Source organism: Paraburkholderia xenovorans LB400 (genome assembly GCF_000013645.1).
In the GTDB taxonomy this organism is placed as follows: Bacteria; Pseudomonadota; Gammaproteobacteria; order Burkholderiales; family Burkholderiaceae; genus Paraburkholderia; species Paraburkholderia xenovorans.
The window spans coordinates 593,955-613,218 of record NC_007951.1; the positions used below are offsets into that span (position 1 = coordinate 593,955).

Consider the following 19,264-nt stretch of genomic DNA (forward strand, 5'->3'; position numbering starts at 1 on the left):
GGCGGTTGCAGCAGCGTCACGTCACTGACCACGCATGAACAGCCGATCGAGATCGGACAGCGTCAACTGATACCACGTGGGACGTCCGTGATTGCATTGATCGGCGCGCTCGGTGGCTTCCATCTGACGCAGCAGCGCGTTCATTTCGTCGAGCGTCAGACGCCGGTTCGCGCGCACCGCGTGATGGCAGGCGAGCGTGCCGAGCAGTTCGTGCTGACGTTCGGTCAGTACGCGCGAGCCGCCGAATGCATGCAGGTCGGAGAGGACCGCGCGCGCCAGCGCCTGCAGATCGGCGTCTTTCAGCAGCGCCGGTACGGCGCGGATGGCGAGTGTGGTCGGCGACAGCACGGCGAGATCGAAGCCGAGTGCGTCGAGTGTGTCGCGCTCTTCTTCCACCGTACCGATTTCGACCGGATCGGCCTGCATGGACTGCGGGATCAGCAGCGGTTGCACGGCGATCGTGCGATCGGCCAGCGCGTTCTTGAACTGCTCGTACAGAATGCGCTCGTGCGCGGCGTGCATGTCGACGATCACCAGACCGTGCGCGTTCTGGGCCAGCACATAGATGCCGTGGATCTGGCCGAGCGCGAAGCCGAGCGGTTGCTCGTCGGCGGCATGGAAAGCGGGCGCCGGGTACGGCGCGGACGCGTTGTACGGTGACGGTGCTTCGGCGGCCGAATCGCGCGCCTCGAAAAGCGTGGCGCCTTCCGCCGTGCCCGCGTTCGTATCTTTGCGGCCGAAGAGCGCGTCGTAAAACGCGAGCGGTTGGGCAACCGGCAGCGTGCCTTGCGTCATGCGCGCCTGGCGCATCCAGGTATTGCCGGGCTGCTGCGACGACGATCCGAAGCCGCCGCCCGATGCGCCACCCAAGCCGCCACCGATGCCGCCAGCGCCGTTGCCAGCACCGAAGCCGACGCCGCCGACGCCCGCGCCGCCCAGTGGCGTCGCGCCAAACGAAGCCGGCCCGCTAACGGAAGGCGCCAGATGCGCCGCATGCCCGCCCGCCGTCGTTTCCGGCGATGCGCCCGCATGCCGCGCCAGCGCGCGCTGCACGGCGTGGAAGACGAACTGGTGAATCGAGCGCGAATCGCGGAAGCGCACCTCGATTTTCGACGGATGCACGTTCACATCGACCGCTTCAGGCGGCAGGTCGAGGAACAGCACGTAGGACGGATAGCGCTCGCCATGCAGCACGTCTTCATAAGCGGCGCGCACGGCGTGCGTGAGCAGCTTGTCGCGCACGAAGCGGCCGTTGACGAAGAAATACTGCTGATCGGCACGCCCGCGGCTCGCGGTCGGCAGACCCGCGCAACCGTAGACCGCAAGCGGTCCGGCGGATTCGTCGAGCGGCAGATGAGCGGTGGCAAACGTGTCGCCGAGAATCTTCGCGACCCGCACGGGCGGCTCGCTGGCGTTCCAGTGTTCGACCGCCTTGCCGTTATGCAGCACCGAAATCGCGACATCCGGCCGCGCCAGCGCGGCGCGGCGGATCTGTTCGAGACAATGGCCGAGTTCGGTCTGCTCGCTCTTCAGAAATTTACGGCGCGCCGGCGTATTGAAGTACAACTCGCGGACTTCGATCGTGGTGCCCTGGGTGCCGGCCGCGGGACTCAGCACGCCGGTTTGCGCATCCACGCGCACCGCGTGCGCCGCGTCGGCCGTGCGGCTCGTGATGGTCATCTGCGCGACCGAGGCGATCGAGGCCAGCGCCTCGCCGCGGAACCCCAGCGTAGCGACCGCTTCCAGTTCGGCGAGCGAGCGGATTTTGCTGGTGGCGTGACGCATCAGCGCCAGCGCGAGTTCGTTCTCGGGGATGCCGCAGCCGTCGTCGGTGATCGAGATGCGTTTGACGCCGCCTTCGTCGAGCAGGATGCGCAGCGACTGCGCGCCCGCGTCGAGTGCATTTTCCAGCAGCTCCTTGACGACCGAAGCGGGCCGCTCGACCACTTCGCCGGCGGCAATCTGACTGATCAACTGATCGGGAAGGGGCTGGATCGCGCGCAACGGGCGCGGCGCGGGCGTGGCGGCGGAAACCGCGGGCGCGGCTGCGGTGTCGAGGCCGGCAGGCGTTTCGGAGAATTCGGACATGGCGAAATTATAGCGATTCGGCGCGGCAAGCTCGCGGCGCGCGCAAGCGCACCGTGGCGCGGGAGATTTTTAAATGCCGCCGGGCACTTTCTGTATCATGACGCGGTCAATTTCCGGCGGCGAGTGTGCGCCTGCCGCCCTCGCTAACGGGTCCGCTGGTACGGCCGTTTCCGCCACCGTCACATTCGCTTAATAAAGGATTCTCTTTGGACACGTTGCTACATTTCGTCAACCTTGTCTTGCACATCGACAAGTTCCTCGGAGACTTTATTCATGTGTACGGCGCGTGGGTCTACGCGGTGCTGTTCCTGATCGTGTTCTGCGAAACCGGGCTGGTGGTGCTGCCGTTTCTGCCGGGCGATTCGCTGCTGTTCATCGGCGGCGCGTTTTGCGCGACCGGCGAAATGAATATTGGTTTGCTGATCGTGTTGCTGCTCGTGGCGGCCATCAGCGGCAATACCGTCAATTACATGATCGGGCGAGCCATCGGACCGCGGGTGTTCAATTCGCACATTCCTTTTCTCGAACGCTTTCTCGATCGCAGCGCGCTGCAGAAGACCCACAACTTCTATGAGAAGCATGGGGGCAAAACCATCGTGCTGGCGCGTTTCATCCCGGTGGTGCGGACCTTTGCGCCGTTCGTTGCGGGTGCATCCGAAATGACCGTGAGCCGGTTCCAGTTGTTCAACTTTGTCGGCGCGCTGTTCTGGGTGCTGCTGCTGACGTTGCTCGGTTATTTCTTCGGCAACATTCCGTTTATCCGCCAGTATCTGAACGTGATCGTGCTGGTGGGTATCGGCGCAGCGGTGGTGCCGGTCGTGCTCGGCGCGTTGTGGAAGATGATGCGCAAGAACGCCTCGAGCGCGGGCAGCCGCTGACGTTTCACTGCAATACCCGGCCACATGAGAAAACGGCGTCGCGAATTTCGCGACGCCGTTTTCGTTCTGCACCTCTGATTGTGGATTTAACAATTGACGACACGATGAAGCCGCGTCGTTCAGTTGGGCGCGACTTCCATCAAACGACGATACTCACGTCACCGCGCGCGGCGCCAGCGGTGTTTCCGGCGTCGGGTAGCCGGCTTCCTTGAAAGTCTGGATGATCGCGCGATTGGTGTCGAAGTAGACCTGCCAATAGTTCGCATTGTGCGTGTACGGCCGCACGCAAAGCAGCGGACCTTCCGGCGTGAAGCCGAGTACTTCGATGTCCGGTGCGGGACTCTCGGCCACGTTCGGAATCTGCGTGACGGCCGCCTTCAACCGGTTCATCGCATCCGTCGGATCGACGCCGTTGGCGATCTTCGCCGTCAGCTCGACGCGGCGCACGGGCAGGATGCTGTAGTTCGAAATCGTGTCGGAGAAGATCTTGTTATTGCCGACGATAGTCGTCACGTTGTCCGGCGTCACGATGGTGGTGCCGAACAGGCCGAGTTCCGAGACCGTGCCGGTGACGCCGCCCGCGGTGACGAAATCGCCGACCTTGAACGGCCGCAATACCTGCATGAATACGCCTGCGGCGAAGTGGGCAAGCAGGCCGCCCCAGGCGGTGCCGATTGCGAGGCCGAGGCCGGCGAGCAGCGCGGCGAACGAAGTGGTTTGCACACCGAACACCTGCAGGATCGCGAGGATCAGGAGCAGGTTCAGCAATGCGCCGAGAATCGAACCGAGATAATGCGCCAGCGTGGGATCGACCCGGCCGTTGCGCGACAACATCTTGCGCAGCAAGCCGGTGATCATGCCGATGAGCCAACGGCCGACGATCCACAAGACGATCGCCCCGACGACCTTGGTGCCGAGGTCGATACCTCGGGTCATGATGAAGACGCGTACGGTTTCGAGATCCAAGATGTTCCTCGCTGGGTGAGTTGCCTTCGACTGATTGGACTGCGGTGGTGCAATACAGCGGCAAATGCCCGGCGACGGGCGCAAACGGTAACACTCGGTCTTCGGAAGTTATAGGCGACGGCGCGCGCATGCGCAAGGACCGTTCCCGTTGCCTGATGGCTTATGCGGCGGCAAAAGTCAGCCGCTTCGGCGCAGGGTTCGAACGATTGCGATTGTTCTGCCTCACATGGGCAGATGCGATTTGGAATACGGCGAAGTGTGGATGACGAGAGCCTCGCCGCGACCGACTTTCGCGGGGCGCGAGCGGCGTGCCGCACGACGTAAGGCGAGCGCGGCGATGATCGCAAGCCAGTACGCGCAGGCGCGCTCGAAAAACGCCGTTGATGTGCTGAGGTGGCCGTAGCGGTTCTGCGAGTCGGCGAATACCAGAAAGGTCAGCGCGGCATCGAGCATGAATGCGATACACGCCAATGCCGCGAAGATGAGCGAACCGTCGAGCGACGCGCCGGGTATGCGGCGATTGCACAGATGACACGCGGCCAGCACGAAGGCCAGCAAAGCCAGGTTCGAGAAGAGATCGAACAGAAAATTGATCATATTGATGGAATGAAAGCCGGGGGGAGCTGTGGCGTGGCCAAAGCGTCTGCTCACGCAGAGTCACAGTGCGTCTTGCTGGACCGGCGGCGATCATTGCACGTCTTTATGTCTCAATAAATGTTCAGATTCGGAGTCCGTTGTTTCCTGTCTATTCGATAGAGACTGGCCTCAGAAATTGCTTAACGGGTCGTGCGAAATGGTGGAAAGCATTTTGTGAAAAATCTGTGATTACGCTTTCCTACGCAGTGTGGATCGACACCTGCGCTTAAAGATTCATGTCAGCCGCTGCGGCGAAGCGGCGAAAGGCGACGCTTCGCCGCACGCGTGCCGAGACGCCGGAAGCGCTCCTTCTTATGCTCTTCGTCGAAATGCGCGAGCGACGGTTTCACCAGGTCGCTGCGCGCCACGATGCCGACGATTCGCAGCGTGTTCATGTCGCTCACCACGGGCATGCGCTCCAGGCCATGAACCGCGAGGCGTGTTGCAACGAGCCGGCAGGTCTCGCCGGGCAACGCGACGACAGGCGCGCGCGTCTCCATCAGTTCGAGCAATGTAGTCGCGCCGGGCTGGCGGTCGCGAGTGCGAGGAATGCGTTCGAGGGCCGCGCGGTCGATCACCCCGGTCACCGCGCCGTCCACGATCACCGGATACGCGCGATGCGTTTGCCCAGGGCCGAAGTACCGCGTCAGCGTTTCGTCGACTGTCGAGTGTGCGTCGATCGTTTCGACGTCGCGTGTCATGACTTCGTCGACGTAATGGCGCTCCAGTGGATCGACGCCGTATTCGCGGTAGATGTGATACCCGCGGCGCGCGATTTTCTCGGTCATGATCGAGCGTCGCATCACGACCGTCGCGAAGCCATGTGCGACCAGCGTGGCGGCGAGTAGCGGCAATAACGCGTTGCTGTCGTTGGTCAGGCCGAACGCGAACACGATTGCGGTGAGCGGCGCCCCAAGCGTCGCGCCGAGCGTGGCGGCCATGCACACGAGCGGCCACAGTGCCGGATCGCCGCCCGGCATCAGATGGCTCAACACCACGCCGAGACCGGCGCCGAGCATCAGCAACGGCGCCAGCACGCCGCCCGACGTACCCGAGCCGAGCGCGACGACCCACATGACGGCCTTGACGAGCAGCAACGCAAGCGCAATCTCCAAGGCCAGATGCAGATGCAGCAGGTCACCGATGACGTCGTAGCCGACGCCCAGCGCACGCGGCTCGATAAAGCCGCCAATGCCGACCACCAGTCCGCCGAGCGCGGGCCACCACATCCAGTGGATCCTGAGTTTGCCGAACAGGTCTTCGGTCTTGTAGAGCGCGGCGGAGAGGCCTGCTGCCAGCGCTCCCGAGAGCAAGCCGGCAATCACGCAGGTGAACAGCGAGAGCGCGCCAGGCGGCGCCGTTTCGAGCGGAAACAACGGTCCCGCGCCGAACAGGGCGCCGCGCGCAAAGCCGGCCACCGCACAGGCGAGCGCGACCGGCAGAAAGCTGCGCGGCCGCCATTCGAACAACAGCAGCTCGACCGCAAGGAGCACCGCCGCGACCGGTGTGCCGAACACCGCGGTCATGCCGGCCGCGGCGCCGGCGACCAGCAGTGTTTTGCGCTCCGCCGCGCTCACGCGCACGCACTGCGCAATCAGCGAACCCAACGCGCCGCCCGTCATGATGATGGGACCTTCCGCGCCGAACGGCCCACCGCTGCCGATCACGATGCCGGAGGACAGTGGCTTGAGGATCGCTACCTTCGGCGACATGCGGCTCTTGCCGAACAGAATGGCTTCGATCGCTTCCGGAATGCCGTGGCCGCGAATCTTCTCCGAGCCGAAGCGCGCCATCAGCCCGACGATCAGACCACCCGCCACCGGCACCAGCACGACCCAGGCGCCGAGCGTGTTTTGCGCCGGCGAGCGTTCCGCGAACGAAAGCCCGCCGAAGAAAAACAGGTTCGTGAACAGGTGGATCAGATTCAGCAGCACGAAAGCAGCCAGCGTGCTGATTACGCCGATGCCCGCTGCCAGCAGAGCGATGCCGGGCAGGCGGCGGTTTTCGGCGAAGTCGCGCTTATGGGTGTCGGCTGTCATTATCGAGACAAGGTTGAGGTGAGTAGCCAGTGAGCGGCGTGCCGCCCGCTAGAGATCGATCTGCGGCACGTTGAACGCGCCTTCGAGCGACTTCAGTTCGGCGCGGTGCAGCGCGGCCAGTTTGGCCAGCGTCTTTTCGCCGAGTTTTTGCAGGTGCACTTCCACCTGGCGGCGATCGGTCTCGCTGACTTTGCGTTTGACGAGGCCAAGCGCTTCGCAACGCGACACCAGTGCCACGATGCCGTGATGCTGGGCCTGCAGCCGTTCGGCCAGCTCGCCGATAGTCGCCCAGTCCCGCTGCGGATAGCCTTTGATGTGCAGAAGCAGCAGATATTGCAAAGGCGTGATGCCTTCGGTTTGGGCGGCCTGTTCAGAGAAGCGTTCGAATCGCCGCATCTGATAGCGGAACTCGGACAACTGCTCGAAATCGGACTTTTCCAGTTCGCGGCGTTGGGTTTTCATTGGGGCTTGCGTGAGAGAAATGCTGTTTATATCACAACATGAGGTATATGGATGTGGCGAGGTTCGAGGGAATCATGATGGCGTTTCAGGCCGTGCGCTGCGACGCTTGCATTGACGTATTGGGCTGGCGGTATAACCCGGCGATCAGATTTGCCTGAGTCACCATTCCCGCGAGCTGCCTCGTGCGGCTGTCGAGCACCGGAATGTGATGGTGTCCGAAGTCAGCGAAGAGCGGCACCAGGTCCGCGATGGGCGTGGTGGTGTCGACCGTGTGGACGTGGGTTGTCATCAGCGTGCCGACGGTGGGCTCGTTGGCACGGCGCCGGCCGGGCAACCGGCGTAGAAGCCTGGTGAGCGCGCCCGGTTGGCGCACACCGCCGAGGTCGGCGCGCGTGACGATTCCGACTACGTGCCTTTCCTCGTTCGTGACCGGAAGTGCCTTCACGCCGTGGCGTTGCAGAATGCTCCATGCGGTTGCCGCCCGCGTGTGCGCCGACACGGTGATTACGCCACGCGACATGATGCTCGCGCAGGTGAGCTCGTCGAAGCTGCGCGCGTAGGTTTGCAACTGCAAGGCCCGCAGCAGGGATTCGAGGTCGTCAGGTGCAATGTCGAGCAATTCGCTTTGCCCTTTGAGCACGGCGTCCAGATCCGCGCGCGTGAAGCCGGGCCGCGACCGGGCGGCTGGGTCTGACCGGCTCGTGGTTTGCCGTGCTGAATGGGGATAGCGGTGCCCGGTGAGCGCGTGATACACGATGGCGGCGCAGAGGAGCGCCGCGGACTGAAGCGCGATCGGCGCGAGCACGAAACGGTAGCCGAGCGAATGCACGGCCGGTCCGCCCAACACCGCCGTGAGCGCCACCGCTCCGGATGGCGGATGCACGCAGCGCAGCGCGAACATGGCGCAGATCGCGGCCGCCACGGCGAGCGGCGCCGCCTGTAGCGGATCGCCGATCCAGCTCGCGCAGGCAACGCCCACCGTCGCCGAAACGAGATTGCCGCCGATGATGGACCACGGTTGCGCAAGCGGACTCGCCGGCACCGCGAACAGCAGCACGGCCGACGCGCCCATAGGCGCGACCAGCAACGGGATATTGCCGCTCGAACCCAGCAGCAGATGCGTGATGGCCCCGGTGAACGCAATGCCGACCAATGCACCGACGCACGAACGCAAACGCTCCTTCCACGCGAGGGCGATGGGCGGCGGTGCGAGGCGGGCGAGCCAGCGAGCGACGGCGGAGCGAGGCAAGATCGGGTTGAGTCGTGTGAGCGTTTGTGCGGCGGCGCGAAGGTTTCAATGGGCAGGCGCGTGGCCGCGGTCGGGTGATTATATGTGATTGTGATATAAATTGTCGCGGGTGCGCATCAGGACCTCGAGTCGCGACGTGCGCTGCCGGCCGCCATAGGCCACGCTATATGGCCTGCTTGAGGCAGATCAATGGAAGGGTTGGACCTTCCATTAGTCTTGGCATGACCACTGAGCGCATTTGCCGGCCTGAAGGCCGCAGCGCCGCTGAATTCGCACCCGGCCTGTCCGGTTTCGTCGAACGCTTGCCGAACCGGCTTTCCCGAGAAGATAAACCTCGAAAGAAAGAACATCATGAAGGATGACGTATCCGCACCCTCTCGCTACCGGCCTTCGATTTTCGCAGTGCCATTCCAGCGGCACGGCGACGGGACGGCGGTCGAATTGCTATCCCCGTCCGAACAGGACGCGCTGATCGCCATTTCCCGACTCGTCACGGTCCGGCGGCATACGGTGCTTTATCCGGAAGGCGGTGACGCGCGTTTCGCCTACAACATCGTTAGCGGAGTCGCGGAAACCTATCAGCTCCTTCCGAACGGAGACAAGCGGATCACCGCGTTTCTTTTTCCGCGGGATCTGATGGGACTCAGCGAAAACGGCGCCTATGTGGCGACCGCCCAGTCGCTCACGCCCCTGGTCGCGTACAGGATACCGGTCGAGGCGCTCGCGGAGATTCTCGAACGCGATCCGCGTCTGGACATCGGGCTGCTCTGCAAACTGTGCCATGAACTGCGGCGCTCGCAACATCACACGATAACGGTATCGAAAAACGAGGCGCCAGCCAGGCTGGCCAGCTTCCTGGTCTGGATTCAGCACGCCTACCCCGAGGAGGGGCGCGCCGAGGGAGAAGTGATGTTGCCGATGTCCCGGCACGACATTGCCGATTACCTCGGTCTGTCGGTTGAATCCGTCAGCCGCGGCCTACATGTTCTGGAGGCGCAGGACGCGGTGCGCCGCAAGGGGCCGAGGCTCGTAACGGTGCTGGACCCCGCGAAACTTCGCAGGTTGGCGGGACAGGATTGAGTCCGCCGTCCCCGGCCGCCGGTCGTTTCCCGACCGCAACCACGGAGCCGGCGCACTATCAGAACGAAGTCGCCACCATCGCCAGCGTGATCAGCAGCATGACCGCCGTGGCGAGCCAGCCCAGTATGCGCAGGCTGCCGCCCGCCACGAAGCGGCCCATGATATCCGTGCGCGAGGCGATCAGCATCATGACGAACATGACCGGCACGGCGACCACGCCGTTGACCACGGCACTCCAGTACAGCGCCTTGATCGGGTTGACCGACGTGAAATTCACGATCATCCCGACAAGGGTAGCAATCGCGATCGTGGCGTAAAACGCCTTTGCTTCCTGCACTTTGCGGGTGAAGCCGACCGGCCAGTCGCGTGCTTCACCAATCGCATAGGCGGCCGAGCCGGCCAGCACGGGTACGGAAAGCAATCCCGTTCCGACGATGCCGGTTGTGAAGAAAAGCGCCGCGAACGAGCCGGCTATCGGGCGCAACGCCTGGGCGGCCTGTGCCGAAGTCTGGATATCGGTAATGCCGCCGACGTTGAGCGTGGCGGCGGTGGTGGCCAGAATGGCGAGCGCCACCAGGTTCGACAATCCCATACCCACTACCGTATCGACTTCGATCCGGTGTAGCGCGGCCGGTCCTTGCTGGGGTGCGTCGAACAGGTCCTGGCGTCTCGGATGGACATTCATGTCCTCCACTTCCTGTTCGGATTGCCAGAAAAAGAGGTAGGGGCTGATGGTCGTGCCGAAGACCGCGACGACGGCGGTCAGATAGTTCGATGTCCAGTGCAGGTGGGGACGAAAAAGTAGCGCGCGAGTTGGCCCCAGTCGATATGCACCACCGCCAGCACCGCGAAATAGGCGAACAGCGACAGCGTGAACCACTTGAGCACGGCCACATAGCGTGTGTACTGCAGCAGCAACTGCATGCTCACGCAGATCGTCGAGAACAGCAGCACATACAGCCACTTTGGGCCCGGCAGCAAAAGCGCCATTGCATCGGCCATCGCACCCAGGTCGGCGCCCAGATTGATGATGTTGGCGATGAGCAGGAGCACTACAACCCATTGCAGCAGCCAGCCCGGATAGTGCCGCCGCAGGACGCCGGCAATGCCGTGCCCCGTGGTGCGCCCAATTCGCGCGCTGATGATCTGGATCGCCACCATGAGCGGGTAGCTGAACAGCAGCGTCCACGAAAGACCGTAGCCGAACCCGGCGCCGACCTGGCTGTAAGTGGCGATGCCGCTTGGATCGTCGTCCGAGGCGCCGGCGATGAGACCGGGTCCCAGCACGCCGAAAAGCCGTGGTTTGGACGGACCGATTACCGGGTCGGGCCCTTCGGGATCGTATTCTTCAGGAGCGCGTTCCATGATGGCTTTATTGGATCATCCGGCGGAATTGAACAAGTCACCTGCGAGCACCACGGCGATCCGACCGGCGACGCGATCGTAGCGAGAATGCTGGGCAGACGTATACATACGGATGTCATCAGGCAGTGTGTCGAAATGATCGATGCCGGACGCGGCACGCACTTTCACCACGCCGGCCATCATGGCATAGATACGGATGGGATAGGCGGCGCCGTCGCATGGGATCGGCATTCTGTCCGCCTGAATTTGCCAGGATTCGGACGCCGTTCTTTTCTGAGAGGCGGAATGCGGAATTACGCGGCTCCTTCCGGGCTCGAGGGCTTTCGCTCGACGGCGTCCAGTGGAAAGATGAGGGTAAGACGAAAACCGCGGCCGGGCGCGCTGTCGATCGACATCGTGCCATTCAGGTGATGAACTCGCTCACGCATGCCCAGCAGGCCGAAAGAGGTCGGGCGCGAAGGCGCCGCCGGCGTCATTCCCTGCCCGTCGTCCGTAACGCGCAATACACAGGTGCGGCCGTCGCGCGCCAGATCGATCGTCACCCGGTCGGCGTGCGCATGCCGGGCCACGTTGGTCAGTGCTTCCTGCACGATATGGAACAGGCCTTCGTCAGCCGCTTCGCTCAGCTTCATGTCATCGGCCTCGATCCGTGCCTCGACGGCAATGTCGTACCGCTGCATGAAATCGTCGATGAGCCATTCGAGTGTCGGGATGAGCCCCAGCGTCTCCAGCATGACGGGACGCAATCCGGCTGCGATTCGCCGTAGCGAGGCGACCGTCGCGTCGATCAGTTGATGCATGTCCGCAATGTGAGGCGCGGTGCGTGCGGCGCCTGCCTCCTGGTCGCGAACGATGCTGTCGAGACCCGCAAGCGCCATCTTGAGCGCGGTGAGTTGCTGGCCTATGTCATCGTGAAGTTCGCGGGCGATGCGGATCTGCTCTTCCTCGCGAGCGGCCTGAATGTGCGCGGCTAACGCTCTGAGTTGTTCGAATTCTTCCAGCCGTTTTCGTTCGGTCAGGTCCTGCGTCACCTTTGCAAAACCGCGGAGCTCGCCGGTAGGGGTGCGGACGGTTGTGATGACAACGTTCGCCCAGAATTTCGAACCGTCCTTGCGAACGCGCCAGCCCTCGCTCACCACTCTGCCTTGCGCGACCGCTGCCGCGAGCAGAAGACCGGGCTGGCCTGCTGCAACGTCCTCGGGCGTGTAAAAGACCGAGAAGTGGCGGCCGATGATTTCATCGACCTCATACCCTTTCATCTTCCGTGCGCCGGTGTTCCAGTTCACGACGTTGCCTGATGCGTCCAGCATGAAGATTGCGTAGTCGTCGATTGCTTCGACTAGCAGGCGGAAGCTCTCCTCGGTGTGAATGGGAGCTTCGCGCATTGTGTTACCCCGCGGTCCAGCATCTGCCTTACCCGTCATCGTTTTCTCCGACCCGAGAGCCCGATTGGCACGAACCGAAAAGGTTGAGCCCCCGACCTGTGGTTGAAAAGCCTGAGCTCCCGAGGCGCCTGTCTGGCATCTCATCGCTGCCAGAGCGCTCTGCCCGCCATTGTCGTCGGTTGAAACTTGGACCAACATTGATTCAAATCAAAATTGACCTCATGGGGCAGAGGGTTGGCTGTCTGGTGGTTGCTTGCGCAACCAGTGCTCTCCAGGCCATTCAATCGTGATCCGCTCATTCGGAATCTTAATCGTTCCGGGCGTCGTCGCGTTCGAGGGAGAAGCAGGTGCGATCCCGTGCGTTGCGGCGAAACGCTCGGCAAATCGTGGCGCGCGATTGGATCATGCGGGTATCGTGAACACGGTGCGGCGCTGAAAAAGAAAAAGGGCTTGCGACGCTGACGCGTGCAAGCCCTTGAATCTTTTGGTAGGCCGTACGGGATTCGAACCTGTGACCAACGGATTAAAAGTCCGCTGCTCTACCAGCTGAGCTAACGACCCAAAAGAGAAGCGAAATTATAGCGATAGCGGCAGCTTACTGTCAACCCACCGCGACCTCGGCGCCACCGGCACTTCAGATAGTGAAAAGCCCGGGCATTGCTACCCGGGCTTTTCAGCGAGAGGCGCGCGTGGCTATGAAATCGGACACTGCGCGTTTGCTGCGAACGGCTTAACCGAGCCCTGTTACTTGATCTGCGAAAGCTTGCTTTGAGCCGATTGCGCGACGTCCGAGCCGCTGTACTGCGCGACGATCTGCTCCAGCGTCTTGCGGGCCGCAGCCTTCTGACCCTGCTCGAGCTGATTGTTCGCAATCGCAAGCAGCGCTTCCGGCGCACGCGGATGCTGCGGATAGTTCTTCACCACGCCTTGCCAGATCGCCGTCGAGCCCTTGTAGTCGCGCAGCGCATACAGCGCGTTGCCCAGCCAGTACTGCGCTGTCGGCTGGTAAGGGCTGTTCGGGAACCTGGAGATGAAAGTGCGGAACGACGCCGCCGCATTCTTGAAGTCGCCATTGCGGAATTGCTGCGAAGCCGCGTTGAACGACTCGGTCTCACCCGGCTGCACCTCGCCCTGGACGCCGTCCACCGTTTGCTGCTGCGGCTCGAATTTCTTCAGGCGCGTATCCAGATCGGTGTAGTAGTCCTTCTGCTGCTTTTGCAGCGTGGCGAGCTGGTTGCCCAGGTCCTCGTTCTGTCCGCGCAGCGTAGCGACCTGCTGGTTCAACTGGTCGAGACGGTTGGACTGATCGAGGATCGTGCGTTGCGCGGCCGACAACTGACCCGACAGGCTATCGGTCTTCGAGCGCAGATCGAGAATGGCCTGACGGGCCTGATCGTCGTCGAAGATGCCCGCATGCGCGGGCACGGCCGCGAAGGCCGTGCCCGCGACACAGGCCGCTGCGGCAAACCGCAGCCAGGAGAAACGATGCGTCATTCGGCTCATCACCCGTTACTTACTGTTGGTACACGAGGTCGGCGCGGCGGTTTTGTGCCCACGACGATTCGTCATGACCCGTAGCTTGCGGCTTTTCCTTGCCGAGGCTCACGGCTTCCATTTGCGAGTCCGTCACGCCCATCAGCGACAGCGAACGGCGCACAGCCTCAGCACGCTTCTGGCCGAGTGCCAGGTTGTACTCGCTGGTGCCGCGTTCGTCGGTGTTGCCCTGGATCAGGACGTGGCGTTGCGGATGGCTCTTCAGGTATTGCGCGTGTTGTTGCAGCAGCGATTGATAGTCGTCTTTCACCGAGTAGCTGTCGAAGTCGAAGTAGATGCTGCGCTTGGCGAGCGGGCTATTCGGATCGTTCAGCGGGTCGACGTTGACCGTTGCGACATCGTTCGGGTTCGGCTGTGCCGAGACCGAACCACCCTTGTTAGCGTTTTCGTCGAGCTTGACGCCCGAGTGGCACGCGGCCAGCGCACCGACCATCAATACAGCAAAAGCAAAGCGAAGTTTTGACATCATTTGGTTACTCTCCTTGTGTTATTGCATCAACGTTATTGCATAAACGGGCCCCAGGACGGCTCGCGTACGCTGCCACCCTGAACGGACAGGACCTGCCGAGTGCGACCGTCGGTCGATACTGCGGCCAACACGCCACGGCCGTTCACCTGTGTGGCGTAAAGAATGTACTGACCGTTCGCCGCGAAGCTCGGCGATTCGTCATGTGTCGTGTCCGTCAGGCCTGTGGCGGTGTTACCCTGCAGGTCCTGGATATAAAGCTTGAACCCGCCGCCGACGCGCGAGATATAAGCGAGCTGCTTGCCGTCCGGGCTCACGCGCGGGCTGGTGTTGTAGCTGCCCGTGAACGTGACGCGCTGTGCGGCGCCGGCGTTTTCGCCCTGGGCCGACATCTTGTAGATTTGCGGCTGGCCGCCACGGTCGCTGGTGAAATAGATCGACTGGCCGTCAGGCGAGAAACACGGTTCGGTGTCGATCGAGCTGCCTTGCGTGAGACGCCGCAGGCCGCTGCCGTCTGCATTGACGGCGAAAATCTGTGTGTTGCCGGTGCGCGAGAGTGCGACCGCCAGCGTGCGTCCGTCCGGCGACCAGGCCGGCGCGCTGTTGTTGCCTTTCTGGTCCGACACCACGATGCGGCGCCCCGTGGGCAGATCGTGGATATAAACGATCGGCTTCTTCTTTTCGAACGAAACGTAAGCGACCTTGGTGCCGTCAGGCGACCATGCCGGCGAGATGATCGGCTCGGGGCTCGACAGCGCGATGTGCGCGTCCTGGCCGTCCGAATCGGAGATCTGCAACTGATAACGGCCGCCCGTCTTGATGACGTACGACAGGCGCGTGGCGAACACGCCGCGGCCACCCATCAGCTTCGCGTAGATATAGTCCGCGACCTTGTGCGCGCTCATGCGCAAGCCGCTTTCCGGGCTCACCAGCACGAGGCCGCCGAGGCTCTCGCCCTTGACGGTGTCGTACAGCTTGAAGCGCACTTCATACTGGCCGTTCGGCAGGCGGTTCACGCTGCCCGACACGAATGCGTTGGCGCCCTTGGCCTTCCAGCTGCCGAGGTCGACGGAATCCGTTTCGGACACCGGCGTGGCGCCCGCGTCGATGTTCGTGAATTTGCCGCTGCGTTGCAGATCCTGACGCACGATCGTGCTGACCTGCTGCGGCGAGTTCGCTTCATTGGCAAAATTCGCCGTTGCGATCGGAAACTGGGTGGACCCGACGCCCGTCACGAGGACGTTGAGTTGTGCGTTGGCGGCACCGCCGACGGCGATCAGGCACGACGCTACAAGTGTCCGCAGGCCTAGCTTGGTCATCAAACTCATGCTGTATGGATTCCCCAAAAACGGTTTTACTAACGCTTCAAGACAGCAGACAGACCCGAAAAGAACTAATTCGTTCCCGAGCGCGCCCTGGTGGGCGGGGCGCCGTGTCTGCTGTCAACTGACTGTCAACTACTGGAATCAACCGGCCGGGCGCAACGTAATCAGGAAGCTGGTCGGGGTCTTGCCATTGATGTCCTGAGGCATCGGATCGGTACGCTGGACGGCCCGCAGCGCCGCGTCGTCCCACGCCGGGTTGCCGCTGCTGCGCGAAATCGTTGCGCCAAGCAAGGTGCCGGTCGGCGAGCAACGCACGGAGACCACTGTCTCCAGGCCGCTCGTTTCACCGCCCCAGGTGATATTCGGGCGCACCGCACGACGCACCTTGTCGGAGTAACCCGGCGACGTCGCCGTGCCACCCGAGCCGCTGCCCGTGCCGCTCTTTCCGAGCCCATCGCTCGTGGTCGAGCCGGTGCCGGTGGCGGCGAGACCCTGCATCTGCGCGAGCCGCGCGCGGCGCTCCGCATCCAGTTTCTTCGCTTGCGCCGCGGCGTCCGCCTGCGCCTTGGCCTTCGCGGCTTTCTGCGCGTCGGCCTTCTTCTGCGCCTCAGCCTCGGCCTGCTTCTGTTGCTGTTCCTGCTGCTGTTCTTTCAACTGCTGCTGCTTTTGCTGCTCGGCCAATTGCTGTTGCTTCAGCTTGCTGGCCTCCTGCTGCTGTTGCTGTTGCTGTTGCTGCTGCTGTAGCTGTAGCTGTTTCTGTCTGGCCGCCGCGGCCTTCTGCGCGGCCTGGTCCGCGGCCAGTTGCTGCTGACGCTTCGCCTCGGCTTCCTGCTGGGCCTGCAGTTTCTGCTGACGCTGCTGTTCGGCCAACTGAGCCTCGCGAGCCGCTTCCTGTTGCTGACGCTTCTTTTCCTGCAGCGCGATGTCGGCCTGTTCGTCCCGCATCGGCGGAGCAGGAGCCACCGGCACCGGTACCGGCGGCGGAACCGGGCGCGGGATCGACGTATCCGGCACTTCGGTCCACAGCTCCGCTTCCGCGCCTTCGGGCGTACTGTTTTGCCACTGAATGCCGTGATACAGGAAGAACCCGAGCAGCGCGTGCATCACGAGAGCGAACACAAAGGCTCGCCCGGTGCCGCGTTCACGCGGTGGCTGGAGCGGGTATTCGGAATTCTTGCGGATCATTGCGATTTGACGAGCAATCCAACGCGCTTGACGCCGCGAGCTTTCAGTTCGGACATCACATTCATCACGACTTCGTACTTGACCGTTTTGTCGGCGGCGATCACGACGGGCTGATCAGGATGCGATTGCGCGCGCTCGGCGATGAAGCTGTTCAGATCGGCCTTGGTCATGTCTTCCTGCTGCTGCGCACCCGAATCGTCCTTGTATTTGACGCTCATGTTGCCGTCCGCGCGAATGTTCACGATGACGGGCGGCGTTTGCTGCTGCGGCGCTGCGCCACCGACGGTCGGCAGATTGACGATCGACGGAGCAACGAGCGGCGCGGTCACCATGAAGATCACGAGCAGCACGAGCATCACGTCGATATACGGCACGACGTTGATGTCGGCCATCGCGCGGCGCGAGCGGCTGCCGCGCATGCTGGAGGAACGAGAGCCTGCCATCGTGGACTCCTTACTGTGCCTGGCGCTGCAGGATGTTCGAGAATTCTTCGATGAAGGTCTCGAAGCGGATCGCCAGACGGTCGATGTCGTGCGCGTAGCGATTGTAGGCAACTACGGCCGGAATCGCAGCGAACAGGCCAATTGCGGTAGCGGTGAGTGCTTCGGCGATGCCCGGCGCGACGTTCGCCAGCGTGGCCTGCTGCACGTTGGCGAGGCCGCGGAACGCATTCATGATCCCCCACACCGTGCCGAACAGACCGATATACGGGCTGACCGAGCCGACCGACGCGAGAAATGCGAGATTGGCTTCGAGCACGTCCATTTCACGCTGGAACGCGGCACGCATGGCGCGCCGTGCGCCGTCGAGAATCGCGCTCGGATCGTTCAGGCGCTTTTCCTTGCCTTTCAGGAATTCGCGCATGCCGGACTCGAAAATCCGTTCCAGTGCGCCGATGGTATGGCGATTGTTCGCGGCGCTCTGATAAAGCGCCTGCAGGTCGCCGCCCGACCAGAAATCGCGTTCGAAACGCTCAGTTTGCGTGCGCGCCCGGCGGATCGCAAACCACTTGCGGAAGATGAAAGTCCACGACAACAGCGACAACAGCAGCAGCAGAGCCATGACGGCCTGCGCCAGCAGGCTCGCATTGAGTACGAGGGAAACGATCGACAGATCTTGTGTAGTGTTCATAAAGGTTCGTTTTAACGTCCCGGGAAGGGGGCGTCCGGCTGCAAGGCCCATCGAAGCTTGCCGTGGGCAAAACGGAAGCGTCGGCGATATTGCGAGCCGAACCATGCTTTGTGTTGCTGGATCGTTACGAGTTCACTGGCCCCGTAACAACGGGGTTCAGTCGTTGTCCGTTGACACACCGCTTGCGCTCGCGCCCGGTCCGCGCCGCAAAGCGGCGAGGACCGGGGGAGGAATCGCGGCCGGCCGCAGTGCAATGCGGTCGACGCAGCCTACCCGGATGGATCCCGTAGCAAGCAGCGTGCCTTCCCGCCATGCCTCCTGCGCGAAATCGACCGACGCCCGGCCCAGACGCTCGATCCGGCAGACTACGCTGACCACGTCGTCGAGCCGGGCCGGCGCCCGGTAATCGACCGCGGTGCTGCGGACGATGAAAATCGCGCCCGTTTCTTCCGCGAGCCGATTCTGGTCGACGCCACATGCGCGCAGCCATTCGGTGCGCGCGCGTTCAAAAAATTTCAGGTAATTCGCGTAAAACACGATGCCGCCGGCGTCGGTATCTTCGTAATACACGCGGATGGGCCACGTGTACCCGATTTCCGCGCTGGGCTGGCTGGTCGATATATTCATGCGGTGCATTTTACCGGATCGCACCCCCCAGGTCTGTTTCAAGATGTGCGCCCCGTCTGGCCGGCTTCAGCCGCGATAAACGGTCAAACCGGCGAACGATTGAGCCACCGGCATCAGCTCGATCGTGTTGATATTGACGTGCGCCGGGCGGGTGGCGATCCAGTAGATCGAGTCCGCGATGTCTTCGGGTGTGAGCGGTTGCACGTTTTCGACCATTCTGGCGGCGCTGGCGTCTTTGCCGCAAAAACGCACGTTCGAGAACTCGGTGCCGCCGCACAGGCCCGGCTCGATGTCGGTCACCCGAAGCGCGCTTCCTGCCAGATCGGCGCGCAGATTCAGGCTGAACTGACGCACGAACGCCTTGGTGGCTCCGTAGACGTTGCCGCCCGCGTACGGCCAGTTGGCCGCTGACGAGCCCAGATTGAAAATGTGGCCGCGATTGCGTTCCACCATGCCGGGCAGCAGGGTGTGCGTGACCTGTACGAGACCTGTGCAGTTGGTCTCGATCATGGCGGTCCATGCGTCGAGACTCGCTTTTTGCGCCGGCTCCATGTCCGGTGCGAGGCCGGCATTGTTGACCAGCACGTCGATGGCGGCAAAGTCCGCGGGCAGCGCGGCCGGCACGGCTTCGACGGCGGCGCGGTCGCGCACGTCGAGTTCGTACGGCAGAAGCGCGTCGCCGAGTTCGTCGGCGAGCGCCTGCAGACGGTCTTTGCGGCGTGCCGCGGCGACGACACGATGGCCGCCCTTGACGAAGGCGCGCGCGATAGCGGCGCCGAATCCCGCGGACGCGCCGGTGACGAACACGATCATGGCAGCCGTTTCCCG

At 62.9% G+C, this 19,264-nt stretch carries 18 protein-coding genes, 1 tRNA gene and 1 pseudogene; 2 read left to right on the plus strand and 18 right to left on the minus strand.

Features of this window, described 5'->3' with window-relative positions:
* Positions 1-21: 21 nt before the first annotated feature.
* Complete coding sequence (gene mutL / locus BXE_RS02600; RefSeq protein ID WP_011486885.1) at positions 22-2,088, minus strand: DNA mismatch repair endonuclease MutL; 2,067 nt, start codon at positions 2,086-2,088, stop codon at positions 22-24.
* A gap of 206 nt (positions 2,089-2,294) precedes the next feature.
* Between mutL and BXE_RS02605 the strand changes: the two genes are divergently transcribed.
* A complete protein-coding gene (locus BXE_RS02605) occupies positions 2,295-2,966 on the plus strand; it encodes a DedA family protein (RefSeq protein ID WP_011486886.1) in 672 nt (223 codons plus the stop codon).
* Positions 2,967-3,119: 153 nt separating this feature from the next.
* On the opposite strand, the gene BXE_RS02610 is transcribed toward BXE_RS02605, so the two are convergent.
* The 5 genes from BXE_RS02610 to BXE_RS02630 all read right to left on the minus strand — a co-directional run bounded on the left by BXE_RS02610 (position 3,120) and on the right by BXE_RS02630 (position 8,318).
* Positions 3,120-3,932, minus strand: coding sequence for a mechanosensitive ion channel family protein (locus BXE_RS02610; RefSeq protein WP_011486887.1), 813 nt, complete (start codon positions 3,930-3,932; stop codon positions 3,120-3,122).
* A gap of 222 nt (positions 3,933-4,154) precedes the next feature.
* On the minus strand, positions 4,155-4,529 hold the full coding sequence (locus tag BXE_RS02615; protein ID WP_011486888.1) for a hypothetical protein: 375 nt from the start codon (positions 4,527-4,529) through the stop codon (positions 4,155-4,157).
* Positions 4,530-4,807: 278 nt separating this feature from the next.
* Positions 4,808-6,607, minus strand: a complete 1,800-nt coding sequence (locus tag BXE_RS02620; RefSeq protein WP_011486889.1) for a chloride channel protein — start codon at positions 6,605-6,607, stop codon at positions 4,808-4,810.
* A gap of 48 nt (positions 6,608-6,655) precedes the next feature.
* Positions 6,656-7,069 carry a MarR family winged helix-turn-helix transcriptional regulator gene (locus tag BXE_RS02625; protein ID WP_011486890.1) on the minus strand — a complete coding sequence of 138 codons (414 nt, stop codon included), beginning with the start codon at positions 7,067-7,069 and terminating at the stop codon, positions 6,656-6,658.
* An 85-nt stretch (positions 7,070-7,154) separates the two neighbouring features.
* On the minus strand, positions 7,155-8,318 hold the full coding sequence (locus tag BXE_RS02630) for an HPP family protein (protein WP_011486891.1): 1,164 nt from the start codon (positions 8,316-8,318) through the stop codon (positions 7,155-7,157).
* A 351-nt stretch (positions 8,319-8,669) separates the two neighbouring features.
* Here BXE_RS02630 and BXE_RS02635 point away from each other — a divergent pair, with 351 nt between their 5' ends.
* A complete protein-coding gene (locus tag BXE_RS02635; protein ID WP_011486892.1) occupies positions 8,670-9,398 on the plus strand; it encodes a Crp/Fnr family transcriptional regulator in 729 nt (242 codons plus the stop codon).
* Between the two features lie 58 nt (positions 9,399-9,456).
* Here BXE_RS02635 and BXE_RS02640 read toward each other — a convergent pair.
* The 12 genes and pseudogenes from BXE_RS02640 to BXE_RS02695 form a co-directional block, all read right to left on the minus strand.
* A pseudogene (locus BXE_RS02640) lies at positions 9,457-10,763 on the minus strand (NRAMP family divalent metal transporter).
* A 15-nt stretch (positions 10,764-10,778) separates the two neighbouring features.
* Positions 10,779-10,994, minus strand: a complete 216-nt coding sequence (locus tag BXE_RS02645) for a hypothetical protein (RefSeq protein ID WP_038456958.1) — start codon at positions 10,992-10,994, stop codon at positions 10,779-10,781.
* A 62-nt stretch (positions 10,995-11,056) separates the two neighbouring features.
* Positions 11,057-12,187 carry a PAS domain-containing sensor histidine kinase gene (locus tag BXE_RS02650; protein WP_038456956.1) on the minus strand — a complete coding sequence of 377 codons (1,131 nt, stop codon included), beginning with the start codon at positions 12,185-12,187 and terminating at the stop codon, positions 11,057-11,059.
* Between the two features lie 446 nt (positions 12,188-12,633).
* Positions 12,634-12,709: transfer RNA gene (locus BXE_RS02655), tRNA-Lys, on the minus strand.
* Positions 12,710-12,892: 183 nt separating this feature from the next.
* Entirely contained in the window at positions 12,893-13,642 is a 750-nt protein-coding gene (ybgF, locus tag BXE_RS02660) for a tol-pal system protein YbgF (protein WP_011486895.1), read from the minus strand.
* 19 nt (positions 13,643-13,661) lie between these two features.
* The gene (pal, locus tag BXE_RS02665; RefSeq protein ID WP_007179123.1) at positions 13,662-14,171 is read right to left on the minus strand and encodes a peptidoglycan-associated lipoprotein Pal; all 510 of its coding nucleotides are present in this window, start codon (positions 14,169-14,171) and stop codon (positions 13,662-13,664) included.
* Positions 14,172-14,203: 32 nt separating this feature from the next.
* Positions 14,204-15,496: a Tol-Pal system beta propeller repeat protein TolB gene (gene tolB, locus BXE_RS02670; protein WP_011486896.1), complete on the minus strand. Its 1,293-nt coding sequence runs from the start codon at positions 15,494-15,496 to the stop codon at positions 14,204-14,206.
* 138 nt (positions 15,497-15,634) lie between these two features.
* A complete protein-coding gene (gene tolA, locus BXE_RS02675; RefSeq protein ID WP_011486897.1) occupies positions 15,635-16,678 on the minus strand; it encodes a cell envelope integrity protein TolA in 1,044 nt (347 codons plus the stop codon).
* On the minus strand, positions 16,675-17,121 hold the full coding sequence (gene tolR, locus BXE_RS02680) for a protein TolR (protein ID WP_011486898.1): 447 nt from the start codon (positions 17,119-17,121) through the stop codon (positions 16,675-16,677). The genes tolA and tolR overlap by 4 nt, the downstream gene beginning before the upstream one ends.
* A 10-nt stretch (positions 17,122-17,131) precedes the next feature.
* A complete protein-coding gene (gene tolQ, locus BXE_RS02685; RefSeq protein WP_011486899.1) occupies positions 17,132-17,809 on the minus strand; it encodes a protein TolQ in 678 nt (225 codons plus the stop codon).
* 156 nt (positions 17,810-17,965) lie between these two features.
* The gene (ybgC, locus tag BXE_RS02690) at positions 17,966-18,445 is read right to left on the minus strand and encodes a tol-pal system-associated acyl-CoA thioesterase (RefSeq protein ID WP_011486900.1); all 480 of its coding nucleotides are present in this window, start codon (positions 18,443-18,445) and stop codon (positions 17,966-17,968) included.
* A 57-nt stretch (positions 18,446-18,502) separates the two neighbouring features.
* Positions 18,503-19,249, minus strand: coding sequence for an SDR family NAD(P)-dependent oxidoreductase (locus BXE_RS02695; protein WP_011486901.1), 747 nt, complete (start codon positions 19,247-19,249; stop codon positions 18,503-18,505).
* Positions 19,250-19,264: the final 15 nt, after the last annotated feature.